The organism is Pseudomonas sp. OV226 (genome assembly GCF_003148705.1).
Classification (GTDB): domain Bacteria; phylum Pseudomonadota; class Gammaproteobacteria; order Pseudomonadales; family Pseudomonadaceae; genus Aquipseudomonas.
In genome coordinates, this window is sequence record NZ_QGGS01000009.1 from 123,458 (window position 1) to 140,498 (window position 17,041).

Annotated in this window: 19 protein-coding genes; 17 read left to right on the forward strand and 2 right to left on the reverse strand. The window is 60.7% G+C overall.

All coding sequences use genetic code 11. The features are described from left to right. Positions 1-4 precede the first annotated feature (4 nt). From C7534_RS16740 to C7534_RS16775, 8 genes are all read left to right on the forward strand, one after another. Entirely contained in the window at positions 5-2,257 is a 2,253-nt protein-coding gene (locus tag C7534_RS16740) for a chemotaxis protein CheA (protein ID WP_109786418.1), read from the forward strand. Positions 2,258-2,307: 50 nt separating this feature from the next. Continuing rightward, positions 2,308-3,450, forward strand: coding sequence for a protein-glutamate methylesterase/protein-glutamine glutaminase (locus C7534_RS16745; RefSeq protein WP_046032845.1), 1,143 nt, complete (start codon positions 2,308-2,310; stop codon positions 3,448-3,450). Beyond that, complete coding sequence (locus C7534_RS16750; RefSeq protein WP_046032846.1) at positions 3,450-4,190, forward strand: flagellar motor protein; 741 nt, start codon at positions 3,450-3,452, stop codon at positions 4,188-4,190. Before C7534_RS16745 ends, C7534_RS16750 begins: the two co-directional genes overlap by 1 nt. A gap of 15 nt (positions 4,191-4,205) precedes the next feature. Beyond that, complete coding sequence (gene motD / locus C7534_RS16755) at positions 4,206-5,096, forward strand: flagellar motor protein MotD (protein WP_046032847.1); 891 nt, start codon at positions 4,206-4,208, stop codon at positions 5,094-5,096. Positions 5,097-5,139: 43 nt separating this feature from the next. Next, positions 5,140-5,928 carry a ParA family protein gene (locus C7534_RS16760; protein ID WP_109786419.1) on the forward strand — a complete coding sequence of 263 codons (789 nt, stop codon included), beginning with the start codon at positions 5,140-5,142 and terminating at the stop codon, positions 5,926-5,928. A gap of 27 nt (positions 5,929-5,955) precedes the next feature. Further along, positions 5,956-6,849, forward strand: a complete 894-nt coding sequence (locus C7534_RS16765; protein ID WP_109786420.1) for a CheW domain-containing protein — start codon at positions 5,956-5,958, stop codon at positions 6,847-6,849. A 73-nt stretch (positions 6,850-6,922) separates the two neighbouring features. Next, entirely contained in the window at positions 6,923-7,408 is a 486-nt protein-coding gene (locus tag C7534_RS16770; RefSeq protein WP_046032850.1) for a chemotaxis protein CheW, read from the forward strand. After that, complete coding sequence (locus C7534_RS16775) at positions 7,409-7,801, forward strand: DUF2802 domain-containing protein (RefSeq protein ID WP_046032851.1); 393 nt, start codon at positions 7,409-7,411, stop codon at positions 7,799-7,801. A gap of 121 nt (positions 7,802-7,922) precedes the next feature. Here C7534_RS16775 and C7534_RS16780 read toward each other — a convergent pair whose 3' ends face one another. Next, a complete protein-coding gene (locus C7534_RS16780) occupies positions 7,923-8,252 on the reverse strand; it encodes an EscU/YscU/HrcU family type III secretion system export apparatus switch protein (RefSeq protein WP_109786421.1) in 330 nt (109 codons plus the stop codon). Next, positions 8,249-9,871, reverse strand: coding sequence for a flagellar hook-length control protein FliK (gene fliK / locus C7534_RS16785; protein ID WP_109786422.1), 1,623 nt, complete (start codon positions 9,869-9,871; stop codon positions 8,249-8,251). The genes C7534_RS16780 and fliK overlap by 4 nt, the downstream gene beginning before the upstream one ends. Positions 9,872-10,069: 198 nt before the next feature. On the opposite strand from fliK, the gene ccmA reads away from it, so the two are divergent. The 9 genes from ccmA (at position 10,070) to ccmI (ending at position 17,029) form a co-directional block, all read left to right on the forward strand. After that, positions 10,070-10,705 carry a cytochrome c biogenesis heme-transporting ATPase CcmA gene (gene ccmA, locus C7534_RS16790; RefSeq protein ID WP_109786423.1) on the forward strand — a complete coding sequence of 212 codons (636 nt, stop codon included), beginning with the start codon at positions 10,070-10,072 and terminating at the stop codon, positions 10,703-10,705. Beyond that, a complete protein-coding gene (gene ccmB, locus C7534_RS16795; RefSeq protein WP_046032855.1) occupies positions 10,702-11,370 on the forward strand; it encodes a heme exporter protein CcmB in 669 nt (222 codons plus the stop codon). The genes ccmA and ccmB overlap by 4 nt, the downstream gene beginning before the upstream one ends. Positions 11,371-11,442: 72 nt before the next feature. Next, positions 11,443-12,198, forward strand: coding sequence for a heme ABC transporter permease (locus C7534_RS16800; protein WP_046032856.1), 756 nt, complete (start codon positions 11,443-11,445; stop codon positions 12,196-12,198). Beyond that, entirely contained in the window at positions 12,195-12,371 is a 177-nt protein-coding gene (ccmD, locus tag C7534_RS16805) for a heme exporter protein CcmD (RefSeq protein ID WP_008145547.1), read from the forward strand. The genes C7534_RS16800 and ccmD overlap by 4 nt, the downstream gene beginning before the upstream one ends. Continuing rightward, positions 12,368-12,823 (forward strand): cytochrome c maturation protein CcmE, encoded by a 456-nt coding sequence (ccmE, locus tag C7534_RS16810; RefSeq protein ID WP_027922384.1) that lies wholly within the window; start codon positions 12,368-12,370, stop codon positions 12,821-12,823. The genes ccmD and ccmE overlap by 4 nt, the downstream gene beginning before the upstream one ends. Before the next feature lie 3 nt (positions 12,824-12,826). Further along, positions 12,827-14,830, forward strand: coding sequence for a heme lyase CcmF/NrfE family subunit (locus tag C7534_RS16815; RefSeq protein WP_046032857.1), 2,004 nt, complete (start codon positions 12,827-12,829; stop codon positions 14,828-14,830). Beyond that, entirely contained in the window at positions 14,827-15,363 is a 537-nt protein-coding gene (locus C7534_RS16820) for a DsbE family thiol:disulfide interchange protein (RefSeq protein ID WP_046032858.1), read from the forward strand. The genes C7534_RS16815 and C7534_RS16820 overlap by 4 nt, the downstream gene beginning before the upstream one ends. Next, the gene (locus C7534_RS16825) at positions 15,360-15,830 is read left to right on the forward strand and encodes a cytochrome c-type biogenesis protein (RefSeq protein ID WP_046032859.1); all 471 of its coding nucleotides are present in this window, start codon (positions 15,360-15,362) and stop codon (positions 15,828-15,830) included. Before C7534_RS16820 ends, C7534_RS16825 begins: the two co-directional genes overlap by 4 nt. Continuing rightward, the gene (ccmI, locus tag C7534_RS16830) at positions 15,827-17,029 is read left to right on the forward strand and encodes a c-type cytochrome biogenesis protein CcmI (protein WP_046032860.1); all 1,203 of its coding nucleotides are present in this window, start codon (positions 15,827-15,829) and stop codon (positions 17,027-17,029) included. The genes C7534_RS16825 and ccmI overlap by 4 nt, the downstream gene beginning before the upstream one ends. The last annotated feature ends 12 nt before the right edge of the window (positions 17,030-17,041 follow it).

Below are 17,041 nucleotides of genomic sequence, written 5' to 3' on the forward strand. Positions count from 1 at the left end.
ATACATGAGCTTCGGCGCCGATGAAGAGATCCTTCAGGATTTCCTGGTTGAGGCCGGCGAGATTCTAGAGCAACTGTCCGAACAGCTGGTCGAGCTTGAGAGCCGACCGGATGATGCGGACTTGCTCAATGCAATTTTTCGCGGTTTTCACACTGTAAAAGGGGGCGCCGGCTTCCTCCAGCTCAACGAGCTGGTGGAGTGCTGCCATATCGCCGAGAACGTGTTCGACATCCTGCGCAAGGGTGAGCGTCGCGTTGATTCAGAACTGATGGACGTGGTGCTCGAAGCGCTGGACGCGGTGAACAGCATGTTCAGCGAAGTCCGCGAGCGCAGCCCGATCACGGCTGCCACACCTGAATTGCTGGCAGCTCTGGCCCGACTGGCCGAGCCGCAAACGGCTGATGAAGCTGCACCGGTCGCTGAAGTGTTTGAAGCGCCTGCCGCTGAAGCCGAATCGGGCGACATCACCGATAACGAATTCGAACAACTGCTGGACTCGCTCAATGCCGTCAAGGCTCAAGCTGAGGCTCCGGCGGCTGCACCTGCACCAACGCCTTCCAGCGATGCCGCTGCGAGCGACGAAATCACCGATGCCGAGTTCGAGTCCTTGCTCGATCAACTGCACGGTAAAGGCCAGTTCGCTGTCGATGCCGTGGCCGCCGCGCCAGCTGCACCAGCCGCCCCGAAAGCGGCAGGCGATAGCTCCGACATTACCGACGACGAATTTGAAGCACTGCTCGACCAGTTGCACGGCAAAGGCAACTTTGCGGTGGATGCGCTGGAGTCGGCCATTGCTTCTGTGCCAGTTCCTGCTGCGCCAACTGCAGCGGCGGCGGGTGGTGATCTGATCTCCGATCACGAGTTCGAATCGCTGCTCGACGAATTGCACGGTAAAGGCAAGTTCAGCGAAGTCGGCACAGGTTCTGCTGTATCGAATGTCGCGGCACCCGTCGCCAAGGCTGCCGCACCGGCCCCGATCGCCAAGGCGCCTGAACCGAAAGCTGAAACACCGAAACCAGCCGCCGCTGCTGCACCGGCCCCGGCCCGTGCTCCAGCCGCGCCGCCACCGGAAAAACCGGCCAGCGAAGCCGAGACCACCGTGCGGGTCGATACCGCTCGCCTCGACGAAATCATGAACATGGTGGGCGAATTGGTGCTGGTGCGTAACCGCCTGGTTCGCCTGGGTGCCAACAGTGCCGACGAGGCCATGTCCAAGGCTGTGTCGAACCTCGACGTGGTCACGGCTGACTTGCAAACCGCGGTCATGAAGACCCGGATGCAACCGATCAAGAAAGTCTTCGGGCGCTTCCCGCGCCTGGTTCGCGACCTGGCTCGCCAGCTCAAGAAAGAGATCAACCTGGAACTGGTCGGTGAAGAAACCGACCTCGACAAGAACCTCGTCGAGGCCCTGGCCGACCCGCTGGTCCACTTGGTACGCAACGCGGTCGACCACGGCATCGAGTCGCCGGAAGAACGCGAAGCTTCGGGCAAGTCCCGTGGCGGCCGGGTGGTCCTTGCTGCCGAACAGGAAGGCGACCACATCCTGCTGTCGATTTCCGATGACGGTAAAGGCATGGACCCGAACGTCCTGCGTTCCATCGCGGTTAAACGCGGTGTGATGGACAAGGACGCGGCCGATCGCTTGAGCGATACCGAGTGCTACAACCTGATTTTTGCGCCAGGGTTCTCGACCAAAACCGAGATCTCCGACGTGTCGGGTCGTGGCGTGGGCATGGACGTGGTGAAAACCAAGATTTCCCAGCTCAACGGTTCGATCAACATTTACTCGACCAAGGGCCAGGGTTCGAAAATCGTCATCAAGGTGCCGTTGACCCTGGCGATCATGCCGACGCTGATGGTCATGCTCGGCAACCAGGCGTTTGCGTTCCCGCTGGTGAACGTCAACGAGATCTTCCACCTCGACCTGTCGACCACCAACGTGGTGGACGGCCAGGAAGTGGTGATCGTGCGAGACAAGGCGCTGCCACTGTTCTACCTCAAGCGCTGGCTGGTCAGCTCCGCCGCTCACGAAGAGCAGCGCGAAGGCCATGTGGTGATCCTTTCGGTGGGCACGCAGCGGATCGGCTTTGTCGTCGATCAACTGGTGGGCCAGGAAGAAGTGGTCATCAAGCCATTGGGCAAAATGCTCCAGGGAACCCCGGGCATGTCGGGCGCCACCATCACCGGTGACGGCCGTATTGCGCTGATTCTCGATGTTCCGAGCATGCTCAAGCGTTACGCCACACGGCGTATTTGATTCTGGTGGAGCGGGGCGACTGAGGCCCCGCTGCGTCTAACGGAGTGTTTATGGCAGTTAAAGTCCTGGTGGTGGACGATTCGGGGTTTTTCCGCCGCCGCGTCTCGGAAATTCTTTCAGCGGATTCGAATATCCAGGTCGTCGGTACGGCGACCAACGGAAAAGAGGCGATCGATCAGGCCCTGGCCCTCAAGCCGGACGTGATCACCATGGACTACGAGATGCCCATGATGGACGGCATCACCGCCGTGCGGCACATCATGCAGCGCTGCCCGACGCCGGTGTTGATGTTCTCGTCGCTGACGCACGAAGGCGCCCGGGTCACCCTTGATGCGCTGGACGCCGGCGCCGTCGATTTCCTGCCCAAGAATTTTGAAGACATCTCCCGTAACCCGGAGAAGGTCAAGCAACTGCTGTGCGAGAAGATTCTCAGCATTTCACGAAGTAACCGTCGCGCCAGCGCCTACAGCGCGCCGGCACCGGTTGCCGCGCCAGCCCCGACGCCCGCGCCTTCGAGCGTCAGCAGTTACGGCAGCAGCACACCTTCGCGCCCTGCACCGGCACCGATCCCGACACGTACGCATCATGCCCCTGCGTCCCCCGGCCCATCGTCGCCTGCACCCAAGCGCAAAGCCTACAAACTGGTTGCCATCGGCACGTCCACGGGCGGTCCGGTTGCGCTGCAACGAGTCTTGACTCAGTTGCCGGCCAACTTCCCGGCACCGATCGTGTTGGTCCAGCACATGCCGGCAGCCTTCACCAAGGCCTTCGCCGAGCGTCTGGACAAGCTCTGCCGCATCAGCGTCAAGGAAGCCGAGGATGGCGACATCCTGCGTCCGGGCCTGGCGTTGCTGGCACCGGGTGGCAAGCAAATGATGATCGACGGCCGTGGCGCGGTGAAAATCCTGCCGGGCGACGAGCGTCTCAATTACAAACCGTGCGTGGACATCACCTTCGGTTCGGCAGCCAAGTCCTACGGCGACAAAGTTCTGGCGGTCGTACTCACCGGCATGGGCGCCGACGGTCGTGAAGGTGCTCGCCTGCTCAAACAGAGCGGCAGCGCGATCTGGGCTCAGGATGAAGCCAGTTGCGTGATCTACGGCATGCCGATGGCCATCGTCAAAGCCGATCTCGCGGATGCGATCTATGGGCTGGAAGATATTGGCAAGCACTTGGTCGAGGCGTGTATCTGATGGATGTTTTAAGCCTTATCGGCATCATCATGGCGTTCGTCGCCATTATTGGCGGCAACTACCTTGAAGGTGGCCACCTTGGCGCGCTGGCCAACGGCCCGGCGGCGCTGATCGTTCTCGGTGGGACCATTGGCGCAGCCTTGTTGCAGTCGCCGATGAGCGCCTTCAAGCGCGCCATGCAAATTGTTGGCTGGATTCTGTTTCCACCTCGCGTTGATCTGGCCGGTGGCATTGATCGAGTCGTGAACTGGAGCCTGACCGCGCGCAAGGAAGGATTGCTGGGCCTGGAAGGGGTGGCCGATGCCGAACCCGACAGCTACTCGCGCAAAGGCCTTCAGTTGCTGGTCGACGGTGCGGAGCCGGAAGCGATTCGCAGCATTCTGGAGGTGGATTTCTACACCCAGGAAAGCCGCGATATCGAGGCTGCCAAAGTCTTCGAAAGCATGGGCGGCTACGCGCCGACCATCGGGATTATCGGTGCGGTGATGGGCCTGATCCATGTCATGGGCAACCTCGCTGATCCGACGCAACTGGGCAGCGGCATTGCCGTGGCCTTCGTCGCCACCATCTACGGCGTGGCCAGTGCCAACCTGGTGTTGCTGCCGATTGCGTCCAAGCTCAAATCCGTTGCATTGCGCCAATCGCGTTACCGCGAAATGTTGCTGGAAGGGATCCTGTCGATCGCCGAAGGTGAGAACCCTCGCTCTATTGAGTTGAAGCTTCAGGGCTTCATGGATTGATGGGGGTAATGGATTATGGCTCGTCGTCGCCAACCTGAAGAACATGTAAACCATGAACGTTGGCTCGTTTCCTATGCCGACTTCATTACCTTGCTCTTCGCATTCTTCGTGGTGATGTACTCGATCTCGTCGATCAACGAAGGCAAGTACAAAATCATTTCGCAAGCGCTGATCGGGGTCTTCACCGATGCCGATCGTTCCCTCAAGCCGATTCCTGTTGGCGAAGAGCGACCGATGACGGTGACGCCGGCCAAGCCGTTGGTGAAAGACAGCGAGCAGGTCGATGCCGGTGTGGCCGGTTCCAACGACCCGCTCAAAAGCATTGCAGACGACATCAGCGCGGCGTTCGGCGACCTGATCAGCTCCAATCAGATGACCGTGCGTGGCAACGAGTTGTGGGTCGAGATCGAACTCAATTCCAGCCTGTTGTTCGGCAGCGGCGATGCCATGCCCAGCGACAACGCGTTCAATATCATCGACAAGGTGGCCGGGATTCTGAAGCCGTTCGACAACCCGATTCACGTCGAAGGCTTTACCGACGATCAACCGATCCGCACCGCGCAGTACCCCACTAACTGGGAACTGTCCTCGGCCCGCTCGGCGAGCATTGTGCGCATTCTGGCGATGCAGGGCGTGAACCCGAGCCGAATGGCCTCCGTGGGTTATGGCGAGTTTCAGCCCGTGGCCAACAATGCCACCGCCGAAGGCCGGGCACGCAACCGTCGTGTGGTGCTGGTGGTTTCACGCAATCTCGATGTTCGTCGCAGCCTCACCGGCACCGGAACCGCTCATGCGCAACCGGACGCCGCGTTGAAGCGTGCTGGCACACAAACTGCACCGTCAGCGGTCAAGTCGCCGGTACGAGAGAGCGCCGTCAATTCTCCGTCACCCGCATTAAAACGTTGAGCTATTTCTCGGCTGACCTCGTCGGCCGGGAGGAAACATTCAAATGAGAGTCTGGGCCGTTGCCAATCAAAAGGGTGGTGTTGGTAAAACCACTTCCTCTATCGCTTTAGCCGGTTTGCTGGCCGAGGCGGGCAAGCGCGTGGTTGTGGTCGATCTCGATCCGCACGGCTCCATGACCAGCTACTTCGGCTACGATCCCGACAGCCTGGAACACAGCAGCTACGACTTGTTCCTGCATAAGGGCAGCGTGCCGCAAGGCTTGCCCGGTCAGTTGTTGTTGCCCACCAGTCACGACAGTATTTCGCTGCTGCCTTCGAGTACCGCACTGGCCACGCTTGAGCGTCAATCGCCGGGGCAGAGTGGCTTGGGCCTGGTGATCGCCAAGAGCCTGGCGCAGTTGTGGCAGGACTTCGATTACGCGGTGATCGACAGCCCGCCGTTGCTCGGTGTGCTGATGGTCAATGCCTTGGCGGCGAGCCAGCAATTGGTGATCCCGGTGCAGACCGAGCACTTGGCCGTCAAAGGCCTGGAACGCATGGTCAACACCCTGGACATGATCAATCGTTCACGCAAACAGGCGCTGCCGTTCACCATCATCCCGACCTTGTTTGACCGTCGTACCCAGGCGTCCCTCGGGACCCTGCGCGTGCTGCGTGACAAGTACCCGGAAGAAATCTGGCAAGGTTACATCCCGGTCGACACCCGCTTGCGGGATGCGAGCCGGGCCGGCCTAACGCCTTCGCAATTCGACGGCAAGAGCCGTGGAGTTCTCGCTTACCGTGCGCTGCTCAAGCATTTGCTGGCGCAGCAATCTGTCGCGCAGGTGGCGTGAGATGAACCTTCCTTGCGTGGTGCTTAAATGAATCGGCCGGTGAAGATCACCTCTCGCCCGCAACTGGCGCTCCAGCATTATCTGGACAGCTTGCTGCAGGACGCGACGGAGGAGCTTGCGCCGATCATCGAAGCGCCCGCCGAAGTGCTCGAACCGGATAACACCCTGGACGAATTCCAGGCCGCGGTCCTCGAAGAACAAGCGCGCGATGCACGCCCGGCGGCGGTTGCTGCGCCTGTAGTTGGCGCACCTGTGGTTGCAGCGCCCGTGATCGCCGCCGTGGCCAAGGCGCCAGCGCCGGTCATGGAGGCGCCGGCACCGATCCTCGCACCGGTATCGACCATTGCACCCCTGCTGCAAACATTGGTGCCGCACGTCGTCGAAGTCCACTTGCCACCGAGCAACACGCCGCCACCGGTCGAAACCGATGGTCGCCCGTCGTGGGCCGCCGAGCCGTTCGAGTGTCTGTTATTCGACGTCGCCGGGTTGACCCTGGCGGTGCCACTGGTGTGCCTGGGTTCGATTTATTCGTTGGCGGGCCACGAGCTGACGCCGCTGTTCGGCCAGCCAGAATGGTTCCTCGGGATTCTGCCGAGCCAGGCCGGCAACCTGAAAGTCCTGGACACCGCACGTTGGGTCATGCCCGACCGCTACCGCGACGATTTCCGGCAGGGCCTGCAATACGTTATTTCGGTTCAGGGCTACGAGTGGGGGCTGGCGGTGCATCAGGTCAGCCGCTCGTTGCGCCTGGACCCGAACGAAATCAAATGGCGCAGCCACCGTGGTCAACGGCCATGGCTGGCGGGCACTGTGATTGAACACATGTGTGCATTGCTCGACGTCTCCGCGCTGGCCGAGTTGATCGCCAGTGGCGGGGCAAAGCACATAAGCAATATCAAGCCGGCTCACAAACCAGCATAAAAAACACGCAACGGCAGTGAATGCCGCTGCACAGAACACACACCGCCAGGGCGGTTTTTTGAGGGGTCAGGGTATGAATGATAAGGCGACGGCTGCAAAGGGTTCCGAAGATCCGATCCTGCAATGGGTAACCTTCAAGCTGGACAACGAAACCTACGGCATCAACGTGATGCGCGTCCAGGAAGTCCTGCGCTACACCGAAATCGCCCCGGTTCCGGGTGCCCCGACCTACGTGCTGGGCATCATCAACCTGCGCGGTAACGTGGTCACCGTGATCGACACCCGTCAGCGCTTCGGCCTGATGAATGCGGAGATCAGCGACAACACCCGTATCGTCATCATCGAAGCCGACAAGCAGGTTGTCGGGATCATGGTCGACAGCGTGGCCGAAGTGGTTTACCTGCGTCAGTCGGAAATCGAAACTGCGCCAAACGTCGGTAACGAAGAATCCGCCAAGTTCATTCAAGGCGTGTGCAACAAGAACAACGAACTGCTGATCCTGGTCGAGCTGGACAAGATGATGAGCGAAGAAGAATGGTCGGACCTGGAGAACATCTGATTGATTCTTGAGGTTGCGGTCATTGTCCTGTTCCTCTTCTGGGCAGGCACGCTGGCGATGTTTCTGGCGTACATTCGCGGTCAACGACTGATCGCCGCTCAACAGGCCCAGGGCGATGCGCTGCGGGATCAGCGCATCAAGGACCTGGCCAAACGCGTGGACGACTACCAGAGCGGCAACGTGCGCATGGGTGAAGACCTGCACGAACTGCGCGCGGTGGTTGGCCCCTTGCCGGACAAACTGGCACAGCTGGAACAGCGCGACCCGTCGAGCCTGTCGTTCGCCCAGGCGGCGCGATTGGTGGGAATGGGGGCGACGGTTGATGAACTGACTCAGTCTTGCGGGTTGACCCAGGCTGAGGCGGAGTTGATGCGTAAGTTGCACAAGAATTGAACTGAACTGATCAAAAGATCGCAGCCTCGTTTCACTCGACAGCTCCTACAAGGCGTACGCCATTCCAATGTAGGAGCTGTCGAGTGAAACGAGGCTGCGATTTTTTGCATTCAACAAAGATTCAATAATCATCCCCGCGATCGGTGACATCCTTCTCGATCATCGGCGCGTGCGGATCATGCCCCGCCGGAAACTTGCCCTTCAAATGCCACGCAAACGCGATGATCTCGGCCAGCGTGCGGTACAACTCCTGCGGAATACTTTCCCCCAGTTCCATCCTCGCCAGCAGCTTTACCAGCTCGGCGTTCTCATAGATCGGCACTTCATAATCGCGGGCAATGCGCAGAATTTCTTCGGCCAGTTCTTCGTCACCCTTGGCCGTGAGGGTAGGGGCGTGGCTGCCGTCGTATTTGAGGGCGATGGCCTGGCGTGGGGCGTTGGTGGTTTTCATGCGGTTTCGTCGACCCAGCGTTGTTCCAGACGGGTTTGCGGTCCTTGTGGCGGGGTGCCGAGGTGGCAATCCAGATCGCCGACGTTCAGGCCCGATGCCAGCAAGCGTTCGCGCAGGCCGGCCAGGTTACTTTCGATCAGGCTGGCGGTGTACGGCCGTTCGGCCCAGAGCTGGCTGGACAGGCTGCCCTTGATCAGTTGCGCGTGAACCTGCAAGGGGCCCAGCGGTTCCATGTCGAAGGCCAGGTCGACACGCCACAGCGGTTGCTTGGGTTCGTGTTCGTCGCGGCGTTCGTGGGGGTGTTCTTTCTCGGGCGCTTCTTCGCGCTGGAACTTGACCTGCAGCGGGACAATGTCCTGCGCGTTTCGCATCGGGATTTCCAGTTGCCAGGTGCTGAGCAGCCGACCATCGTCGGTCACGCCGGTTTGCTCCAGGCTCGACAGTTGATGGCTTTGCAGGCGCGAAACGGCTGCCGCCGCCAAACGCAGCAAATGCTCCAGATCACCTTCACCGTCATGGCTTTGCAGCAGGCGTTCGGGCAGCGGGAAACTGGTCGGCAGCGGCTTGGCGCTGACTTGCCCGAGCATCCCCAGGGCGCTGCGCACGAAGCTCGGCATCGTCTGCACCAATGTATTGGCGGCGATGATCGCGTTGAGGTTGGTATTGGCCGGTAGTCCCGGTGTCAGTTGCGCGATCAGCTTGAGCAAATCGCCTTTCATGTCCGGCGCCAATGTCGGATTTTGCCCGGTGAGCAATTTCGCTTCCAAGAACAGTCCGCTGTTTGCCAGCGCTTGAGCCAGGCCCTTTGGCGTGCTCAGTTGCTGAACGTCCGGCAGGCCGGCGAGGAGTTTTTCCACGGCCAGGCGCAGGTCGCTGGAGGTTGGGTCCAACGCAAGTGGCGATGGCTGCAATGGCGGCTGCAGTGACGATTGCGGCGTCGGCGTCAGGTTTTGCAAGGCTTTGATCAAGCCATCCAGCGAACCTTGGCGGCTTTGCTGGCTGACCAGTTGCTGCGTCACCGCCAACTGTTCCTGACGGCTGCTCAGCGGGACGAATTTAAGCGTTTGGGTGTCTTGCACCATGGCGCTCAACAACGTGCCAATGCGCAGGGGCGTGGGGCTGTCGATGCTCAGCGTGCTGCCGCTCAGCACCGTGTTTAGCAAACTCACCATGGAGCGGAACACCGTGGGTTGCCCCGGCACCTGCGGCATGACTTGTGAGGTCAGCACTTTGCCCTGCAACAGCGTGCCAGCGGGCAGTTGCGCCGTGTCAATGCGGGTGAGGGTGGCGACGCTCGCCGCGATGGCCTGTTGCACGGTGATCGCCAGGTTGCTGGCCGACGGTTGGGTGATCGCCAGGCTGGTGCCTTGAGGCAGAGGCTGGCTGCTGGTGGCCTGGACCGTGGTCTGGCGACCGCTGTCGAGGGTGACTTTGAGCAACAATTGAAAGGTCTGATCCGTCTGCTTGAGCGACAGCACTTCAGCCTTGGCGGTTTGCCCGACGGAGATCAGGCCCTCCATCGGCGTCAGTAACTTGAGCAGGTCGCCACTCACCACCAGCGGCCGCGACGTCGCGGGCGGGGTCTGCGGTAGCGGGAGAATGTTCATTTCGCCTGTCATACGCGGTCACAACCTGAGGAAATTGCCCTCTTGAGAGTAGGGCATGGCATGTATAATGCCGCCCCGTTATCACTGGGGCGCTAAAAACATTGCAAATGTTTGACCCAGCTCTCTATGACGGGCCGCCAATGCATCTATTCTGCATCTCTTTAGCGGCCGTACTACTGCCGACTTGAACCGCAAAAGGCCCGTGATCCCTTGACCAGCCCAGTCCTGCAAACCGTTGCCCTCGCTTGTGAGCGAGACCTTCGGCTGCTCTTCGAAAATCTCGATTTGAGACTGGCCAGTGGCGAAATGTTGCAAATCAGCGGCCCCAACGGCAGTGGCAAGACCAGCCTGTTGCGCCTGCTGTGCGGTCTGATGCAACCGACCGCCGGCCAAGTGCTGCTCAATGGCCAGCCGCTCAATGAGCAACGCTTTGAACTGGCGCGCAACCTGTTGTGGATCGGTCATGCCGCCGGTATCAAGGAATTGCTGACCCCTGAGGAAAACCTCAGCTGGCTCTGCGCCCTGCATCATCCGGCGTCCCATGACGCCATCTGGCAGGCCTTGGCGGCGGTGGGGTTGCGCGGTTTCGAGGACGTTCCGTGCCACACGCTGTCTGCCGGCCAGCATCGCCGTGTGGCGCTGGCGCGGTTGTACCTGGACAGCCCACCGCTGTGGATTCTCGATGAACCGTTCACCGCACTCGACAAACAAGGCGTGGCGCAGCTCGAAGAGCACCTGGCCGCACACTGCGAGCGCGGCGGCATGGTCGTATTGACCACCCACCACACGCTGACGCGGATGCCGACCGGTTATCGCGATATTGATCTGGGGAATTGGGCCGTATGAGTGTTTTCGGCCTGTTGGTCGCCCGTGAGGCCCGTTTGTTATTCCGCCGTCCTGCGGAGTTGGCGAACCCGTTGGTGTTCTTCGCCATCGTGGTTGCCCTGTTCCCGCTAGCGGTCGGCCCCGAGGCTCAATTGTTGCAAACCTTGTCTCCGGGGCTGGTCTGGGTCGCGGCCCTTTTATCGGTTTTGCTCTCGCTGGACGGGCTTTTCCGCAGTGATTTCGAGGACGGTTCCCTCGAACAGTGGGTCCTTTCGTCGCACCCTCTGCCTCTTCTGGTTTTGGCCAAGGTACTGGCACACTGGGCCTTCTCGGGCCTGGCACTGGTTTTGCTCGCTCCACTGCTGGCGTTGATGCTCGGTTTGCCTGCCGCTTGTCTGCCGGTGTTGCTGCTTTCGTTATTGCTGGGTACACCGGTACTGAGCCTGCTCGGTGCGGTGGGCGCAGCCCTGACGGTAGGATTGAAGCGTGGCGGCCTGTTGTTGGCGCTGCTGATTCTGCCGCTGTACATCCCGGTGTTGATTCTCGGCAGTGGCGCCTTGCAGGCAGCCTTGATGGGCATGCCGGCGACCGGTTATCTCTTGTGGCTTGGTAGCCTGACCGCCCTGGCGATAACCCTGACACCGTTTGCAATAGCTGCTGGCCTGAAGATCAGCGTCGGCGAATAATGAGGTCTGGTTAAAATTTGACCAGTAAAGACCCAGCTCTTCACAGCGAAGGGCAACCGTGATGGAAACAGTATGAACTGGACGTGGTTTCACAAGCTCGGCTCGCCCAAATGGTTTTATGGCATCAGCGGCAAACTGTTGCCCTGGCTGAGCGTCGCGGCGTTGCTGTTGATCGGCGTTGGCGTAGTCTGGGGCCTGGCCTTCGCGCCGCCCGACTACCAGCAAGGCAACAGCTTTCGCATCATTTATATCCACGTTCCTGCCGCGATGCTGGCGCAATCCTGCTATGTGATGCTGGCCGTGTGCGGCATTGTCGGGTTGGTCTGGAAGATGAAACTGGCCGATGTCGCCCTGCAATGTGCGGCGCCCATCGGTGCCTGGATGACTGCCGTGGCGCTGGTCACCGGCGCGATCTGGGGCAAACCGACCTGGGGCTCGTGGTGGGTCTGGGATGCGCGACTTACGTCTATGTTGATTCTGCTGTTTCTGTACTTCGGTCTGATTGCGCTGGGCAACGCCATCAGCAATCGTGACAGCGCCGCCAAGGCGTGTGCGGTGTTGGCGATTGTTGGCGTGATCAACATCCCGATCATCAAATACTCGGTGGAGTGGTGGAACACCCTGCACCAGGGCGCGACCTTCACCCTCACCGAAAAACCGGCCATGCCGGCCGAAATGTGGCTGCCTCTGCTGCTGACGGTGCTGGGCTTCTACTGTTTCTTTGGCGCGGTCCTGTTGCTGCGCATGCGCCTTGAAGTACTCAAGCGCGAAGCGCGGGCCAGTTGGGTCAAGGCCGAAGTACAGAACAGTCTGGAGGTCGCTCGATGAGTTTTGCTTCATTTGGCGACTTCCTCGCCATGGGCCATCACGCCCTGTATGTCTGGTCAGCCTATGGCATCTGCCTGGCGGTGCTGGCCCTCAACGTGGCGGCGCCGATCCTGGCCCGCAAGCGGTATCTGCAACAAGAGGCGCGTCGTCTGCGCCGGGAGAACGGCAAGTGAATCCGCTGCGCAAAAAGCGTCTTATCATCATTCTCGCGATCCTGGTGGGTGTCGGCGCTGCCGTCGGCCTGGCCCTGAGCGCCCTGCAGCAGAACATCAATCTGTTTTACACCCCGACCCAGATCGCCAATGGCGAAGCGCCGCAAGACACGCGCATCCGTGCCGGTGGCATGGTCGAGAAAGGTTCGCTGCAACGTTCCGGTGATTCGCTGGACGTGAAATTTGTCGTTACTGACTTCAACAAATCCGTGACCATCACCTATCGCGGCATTCTTCCAGACCTGTTCCGTGAAGGGCAGGGTATCGTGGCCCTGGGCAAAATCAACGCCGACGGCGTGGTGGTGGCCGACGAAGTGCTGGCCAAGCACGATGAGAAGTACATGCCGCCGGAAGTGACCAAGGCCCTGAAAGACAGCGGCCAGTCGGCGCCCACACAAGCCAAAGAGGGTTAATTGATGACATCCGCTCTCTATAATTCAGGGCTGTTTATCCCCGAACTGGGCCACCTGGCCATGATCCTGGCGCTGTGTTTCGCGCTGGTTCAGGCCGTGGTGCCGTTGCTCGGTGCCTGGCGCGGTGACCGCTTGTGGATGAGCCTGGCGCAGCCGGCCGCCTGGGGTCAGTTCACCTTCCTGGTGTTCGCCTTCGGGTGCCTGACCTACGCGTTCATGACTGACGACTTCTCGGTCGGCTACGTCGCCAGCAACTCCAACAGTGCCTTGCCGTGGTACTACAAATTCAGCGCGGTATGGGGCGCCCACGAAGGGTCATTGCTGTTGTGGGCATTGATCCTCGGCGGCTGGACCTTCGCGGTGTCGGTGTTCTCCCGCCAATTGCCGCAAGTCATGCTGGCCCGGGTACTGGCCGTGATGGGCATGATCAGCACTGGTTTCCTGTTGTTCCTGATCCTCACGTCCAACCCGTTCAAGCGCATCCTGCCGCAGATGCCCAGCGATGGCGCCGACCTCAATCCGTTACTGCAAGACATCGGCCTGATCGTTCACCCGCCGATGCTGTACATGGGTTACGTCGGTTTCTCGGTGGCCTTTGCCTTCGCCATCGCGGCGCTGATGGGCGGTCGCCTGGATGCCGCGTGGGCTCGCTGGTCGCGTCCGTGGACCATCGTCGCCTGGGCATTCCTCGGCATCGGCATCACCCTCGGTTCGTGGTGGGCGTATTACGAACTTGGCTGGGGCGGCTGGTGGTTCTGGGACCCGGTGGAAAATGCCTCGTTCATGCCTTGGCTGGTGGGCACCGCGCTGATTCACTCGTTGGCGGTCACGGAAAAACGTGGCGTGTTCAAGAGCTGGACCGTGTTGCTGGCCATCGCCGCGTTCTCGTTGAGCTTGCTGGGTACGTTCCTCGTGCGTTCCGGCGTGCTGACGTCGGTTCACGCGTTTGCGTCCGACCCTGAGCGCGGCGTGTTCATCCTGATCTTCCTGTTGTTTGTGGTCGGTGGTTCGCTGACGCTGTTCGCCCTGCGCGCGCCTGTGGTCAAGAGTCAGGTGGGCTTCAACCTCTGGTCCCGGGAAACCCTGCTGCTGGGCAACAACCTGGTGCTGGTGGTGGCGGCCTCGATGATCCTGCTCGGCACCTTGTACCCACTGATCCTTGACGCAATGACCGGCGCCAAGCTGTCGGTCGGCCCGCCGTACTTCAACGCGTTGTTCATTCCATTGATGGCGTTGCTGATGATGGTGATGGCGGTCGGTGTGATCGTGCGCTGGAAAGACACGCCGGTGAAATGGCTGGCCAGCATGCTCACGCCGGTATTGCTCGGCAGTGCCGCACTGGCCGTAGTGGCCGGCGTCGCTTACGGCGATTTCAACTGGGCGGTGATCGCGACGTTCATGCTCGCGGCCTGGGTATTGCTGGCCGGCGTGCGAGACATCTTCGACAAGACCCGCCACAAAGGCCTGATCAAAGGCTTGCCGACCCTGACTCGCAGCTATTGGGGCATGCAGGTCGCGCATTTGGGCATTGCCGTGTGCGCACTGGGCGTCGTGTTGTCGAGCCAGAACAGCGCCGAGCGTGACCTGCGCCTGGCGCCGGGCGAGTCCATGGACCTGGCCGGTTATCACTTCGTGTTCGAAGGCGCCAAGCACTTCGAAGGCCCGAACTTCACCTCCGACAAGGGCACCGTTCGAGTGATTCGCGACGGCAAGGAAGTCAGCGTGCTGCACCCGGAAAAGCGCCTCTACACCGTGCAGAACTCGGTGATGACCGAAGCCGGGATCGACGCCGGTTTCACCCGTGACCTCTACGTCGCCCTCGGTGAGCCACTGGGCGATGGCGCCTGGGCTGTTCGTGTTCACGTCAAACCGTTTGTGCGCTGGATCTGGTTCGGCGGACTGCTGACCGGTTTCGGTGGGTTGCTGGCGGCGCTGGATCGCCGTTATCGGGTCAAGGTGAAAAGCCGGGTGCGTGAAGCACTGGGCATGTCGGGAGCCACTGCATGAAGCGTTGGTTGATGTTGTTGCCACTGGCGATTTTTCTAGTGGTCGCTGTATTCCTTTACCGTGGGTTGTACCTGGACCCGGCCGAGCTGCCTTCGGCGATGATCAACAAGCCGTTCCCGGAGTTTTCCCTGCCTTCGGTGCAGGGCGACAAGACCCTGACCCGCGCTGACATCGTCGGTAAACCGGCGCTGGTCAATGTCTGGGGCACCTGGTGCATTTCCTGCCGGGTCGAGCACCCGGTGCTGAATAAGCTGGCCCAGCAGGGCGTGGTGATTTATGGCATCAACTACAAGGACGTCAATGCCGACGCCTTGAAGTGGCTGGTGGAGTTTCACAACCCCTACCAACTGGATGTTCGTGACGATGCCGGCACCCTGGGTCTGAACCTCGGTGTCTACGGCGCGCCGGAAACCTTCTTCATCGACGCCAAGGGCATCATCCGCGACAAGTTCGTCGGCGTGATCGACGAGCAAGTCTGGCGTGAAAAACTGGCCGCCAAGTATCAGGCGCTGGTCGATGAGGCCAAGCCATGAAGCGCTGGATAGCCGCCGTGGTGTTGGGCTTGAGCTTGGCCGGCGTGGCACACGCGGCCATCGACACCTACGAGTTCGCCAAAGAAGGTGATCGCGAGCGTTTTCGCGAGCTGACCAAAGAGCTGCGTTGCCCCAAGTGCCAGAATCAGGACATTGCCGATTCCAACGCACCGATTGCCGCCGACCTGCGCAAAGAGATTTTTCGCATGCTGGGCGAGGGTAAGGACAACCAGCAGATCATCGACTTCATGGTTGATCGGTACGGCGATTTCGTCCGCTACAAACCCGCACTGAACGCCAAGACTGCACTGCTCTGGTTCGGCCCGGCCGGTCTGCTTTTGGGCGGTTTTGTGGTCATCGCCGTGATCGTCCGCCGTCGTCGCGTGCAACGCGCCGAAACCAAGACTGAGCTTTCCACCGATGAGCGTGAGCGCCTCGACCACCTGTTGGATAAAAACCAAGAATGATTGATTTCTGGCTCGCTGCAGGTCTGCTGCTTCTGGTTGCCCTGAGTTTTCTGTTGATCCCGGTTCTGCGCGGTCGCCGCGCTCAGCGTGAAGAGGATCGTACTGCCCTGAACGTCGCGCTGTATCAAGAGCGCGTGGCTGAGCTGCAGGTTCAGCAGGAAGAGGGCGTTCTCGACGCGGCGCAAATGGACGCCGGCCGCGCCGAAGCGGCCCGTGAGCTGCTCGCCGACACCGAAGGCGTTGGGGCGCCGCGAGTGACCCGCCTGGGCAAGCCGTTGCCTTTGCTGGCGGCGGTTCTGGTTCCGGTGTTGGGCCTTGGTTTGTACCTGCATTTCGGTGCCAGCGACAAAGTCGAGCTGACCCGCGAGTTCGCTCAGGCGCCGCAGTCGATGGAAGAGATGACCCGTCGGCTGGAACGCGCCGTCGCCGCTCAACCGGAGTCGGCTGAAGGCCTGTATTTCCTCGGCCGCACGTACATGGCTCAGGATCGTCCGGGCGACGCGGCGAAGATTTTCGAACGCACCGTGAACCTGGCCGGTCGCCAACCGGAACTGCTCGGCCAATGGGCTCAGGCGCTGTATTTTGCCGAAGGTAAAAAGTGGTCGGACAAGATTCAGGCCCTGACCGATGAAGCGCTGAAAGCCGATCCGAAAGAAGTCACCAGCCTGGGCCTGCTCGGTATCGCCGCGTTTGAAAGCCAGCGTTACCAGGACGCCATCAACTACTGGAATCGTCTGTTGACGCAACTGCCACCCGATGACAACTCCCGCGCTGCGCTGCAAGGCGGGATTGCCCGGGCCACCGAGAAGCTCGAAGCCAGCGGCGGCAAGGTGGTTCAGGCACCTGCGGCCAAAGCTGCAGCGTTGTTGAAAGTCACCGTTGACCTGGCCCCGGCGCTCAAAGCCAAGGTCCAGCCGGGCGACAGCGTGTTCATTTTCGCCCGCGCCACCTCCGGTCCACCTGCACCGTTGGCCGCCAAGCGCCTGACCGTGGCCGACTTGCCGGTGACCGTCGAATTAGGCGATGCCGACGCCATGATGCCGCAGTTGAAACTGTCGAACTTTCCTGAAGTCCAACTGGTTGCGCGCGTCTCCCGTGCCGGCCAACCGACTGCCGGTGAATGGGTCGGTCGCAGCCAGCCTCTGGCCAGCAACACGACGGCGCCGCAGACACTGACCATCGACAGCCCTGACAAATAACAGGAAAACGCC

Bases quoted from the DNA above. Each gene is read 5' to 3' on its own strand.
- C7534_RS16820 (WP_046032858.1), top strand. From the start codon at position 14,827: ATGAAGCGTTGGTTGATGTTGTTGCCACTGGCGATTTTTCTAGTGGTC.
- ccmB (WP_046032855.1), top strand. From the start codon at position 10,702: ATGAGTGTTTTCGGCCTGTTGGTCGCCCGTGAGGCCCGTTTGTTATTC.
- C7534_RS16815 (WP_046032857.1), top strand. From the start codon at position 12,827: ATGACATCCGCTCTCTATAATTCAGGGCTGTTTATCCCCGAACTGGGC.
- C7534_RS16770 (WP_046032850.1), top strand. From the start codon at position 6,923: ATGAATGATAAGGCGACGGCTGCAAAGGGTTCCGAAGATCCGATCCTG.
- C7534_RS16825 (WP_046032859.1), top strand. From the start codon at position 15,360: ATGAAGCGCTGGATAGCCGCCGTGGTGTTGGGCTTGAGCTTGGCCGGC.
- C7534_RS16765 (WP_109786420.1), top strand. From the start codon at position 5,956: ATGAATCGGCCGGTGAAGATCACCTCTCGCCCGCAACTGGCGCTCCAG.
- ccmD (WP_008145547.1), top strand. From the start codon at position 12,195: ATGAGTTTTGCTTCATTTGGCGACTTCCTCGCCATGGGCCATCACGCC.
- C7534_RS16745 (WP_046032845.1), top strand. From the start codon at position 2,308: ATGGCAGTTAAAGTCCTGGTGGTGGACGATTCGGGGTTTTTCCGCCGC.
- C7534_RS16740 (WP_109786418.1), top strand. From the start codon at position 5: ATGAGCTTCGGCGCCGATGAAGAGATCCTTCAGGATTTCCTGGTTGAG.
- C7534_RS16760 (WP_109786419.1), top strand. From the start codon at position 5,140: ATGAGAGTCTGGGCCGTTGCCAATCAAAAGGGTGGTGTTGGTAAAACC.
- ccmI (WP_046032860.1), top strand. From the start codon at position 15,827: ATGATTGATTTCTGGCTCGCTGCAGGTCTGCTGCTTCTGGTTGCCCTG.
- motD (WP_046032847.1), top strand. From the start codon at position 4,206: ATGGCTCGTCGTCGCCAACCTGAAGAACATGTAAACCATGAACGTTGG.
- C7534_RS16800 (WP_046032856.1), top strand. From the start codon at position 11,443: ATGAACTGGACGTGGTTTCACAAGCTCGGCTCGCCCAAATGGTTTTAT.
- fliK (WP_109786422.1), bottom strand. From the start codon at position 9,871: ATGACAGGCGAAATGAACATTCTCCCGCTACCGCAGACCCCGCCCGCG.
- C7534_RS16780 (WP_109786421.1), bottom strand. From the start codon at position 8,252: ATGAAAACCACCAACGCCCCACGCCAGGCCATCGCCCTCAAATACGAC.
- C7534_RS16750 (WP_046032846.1), top strand. From the start codon at position 3,450: ATGGATGTTTTAAGCCTTATCGGCATCATCATGGCGTTCGTCGCCATT.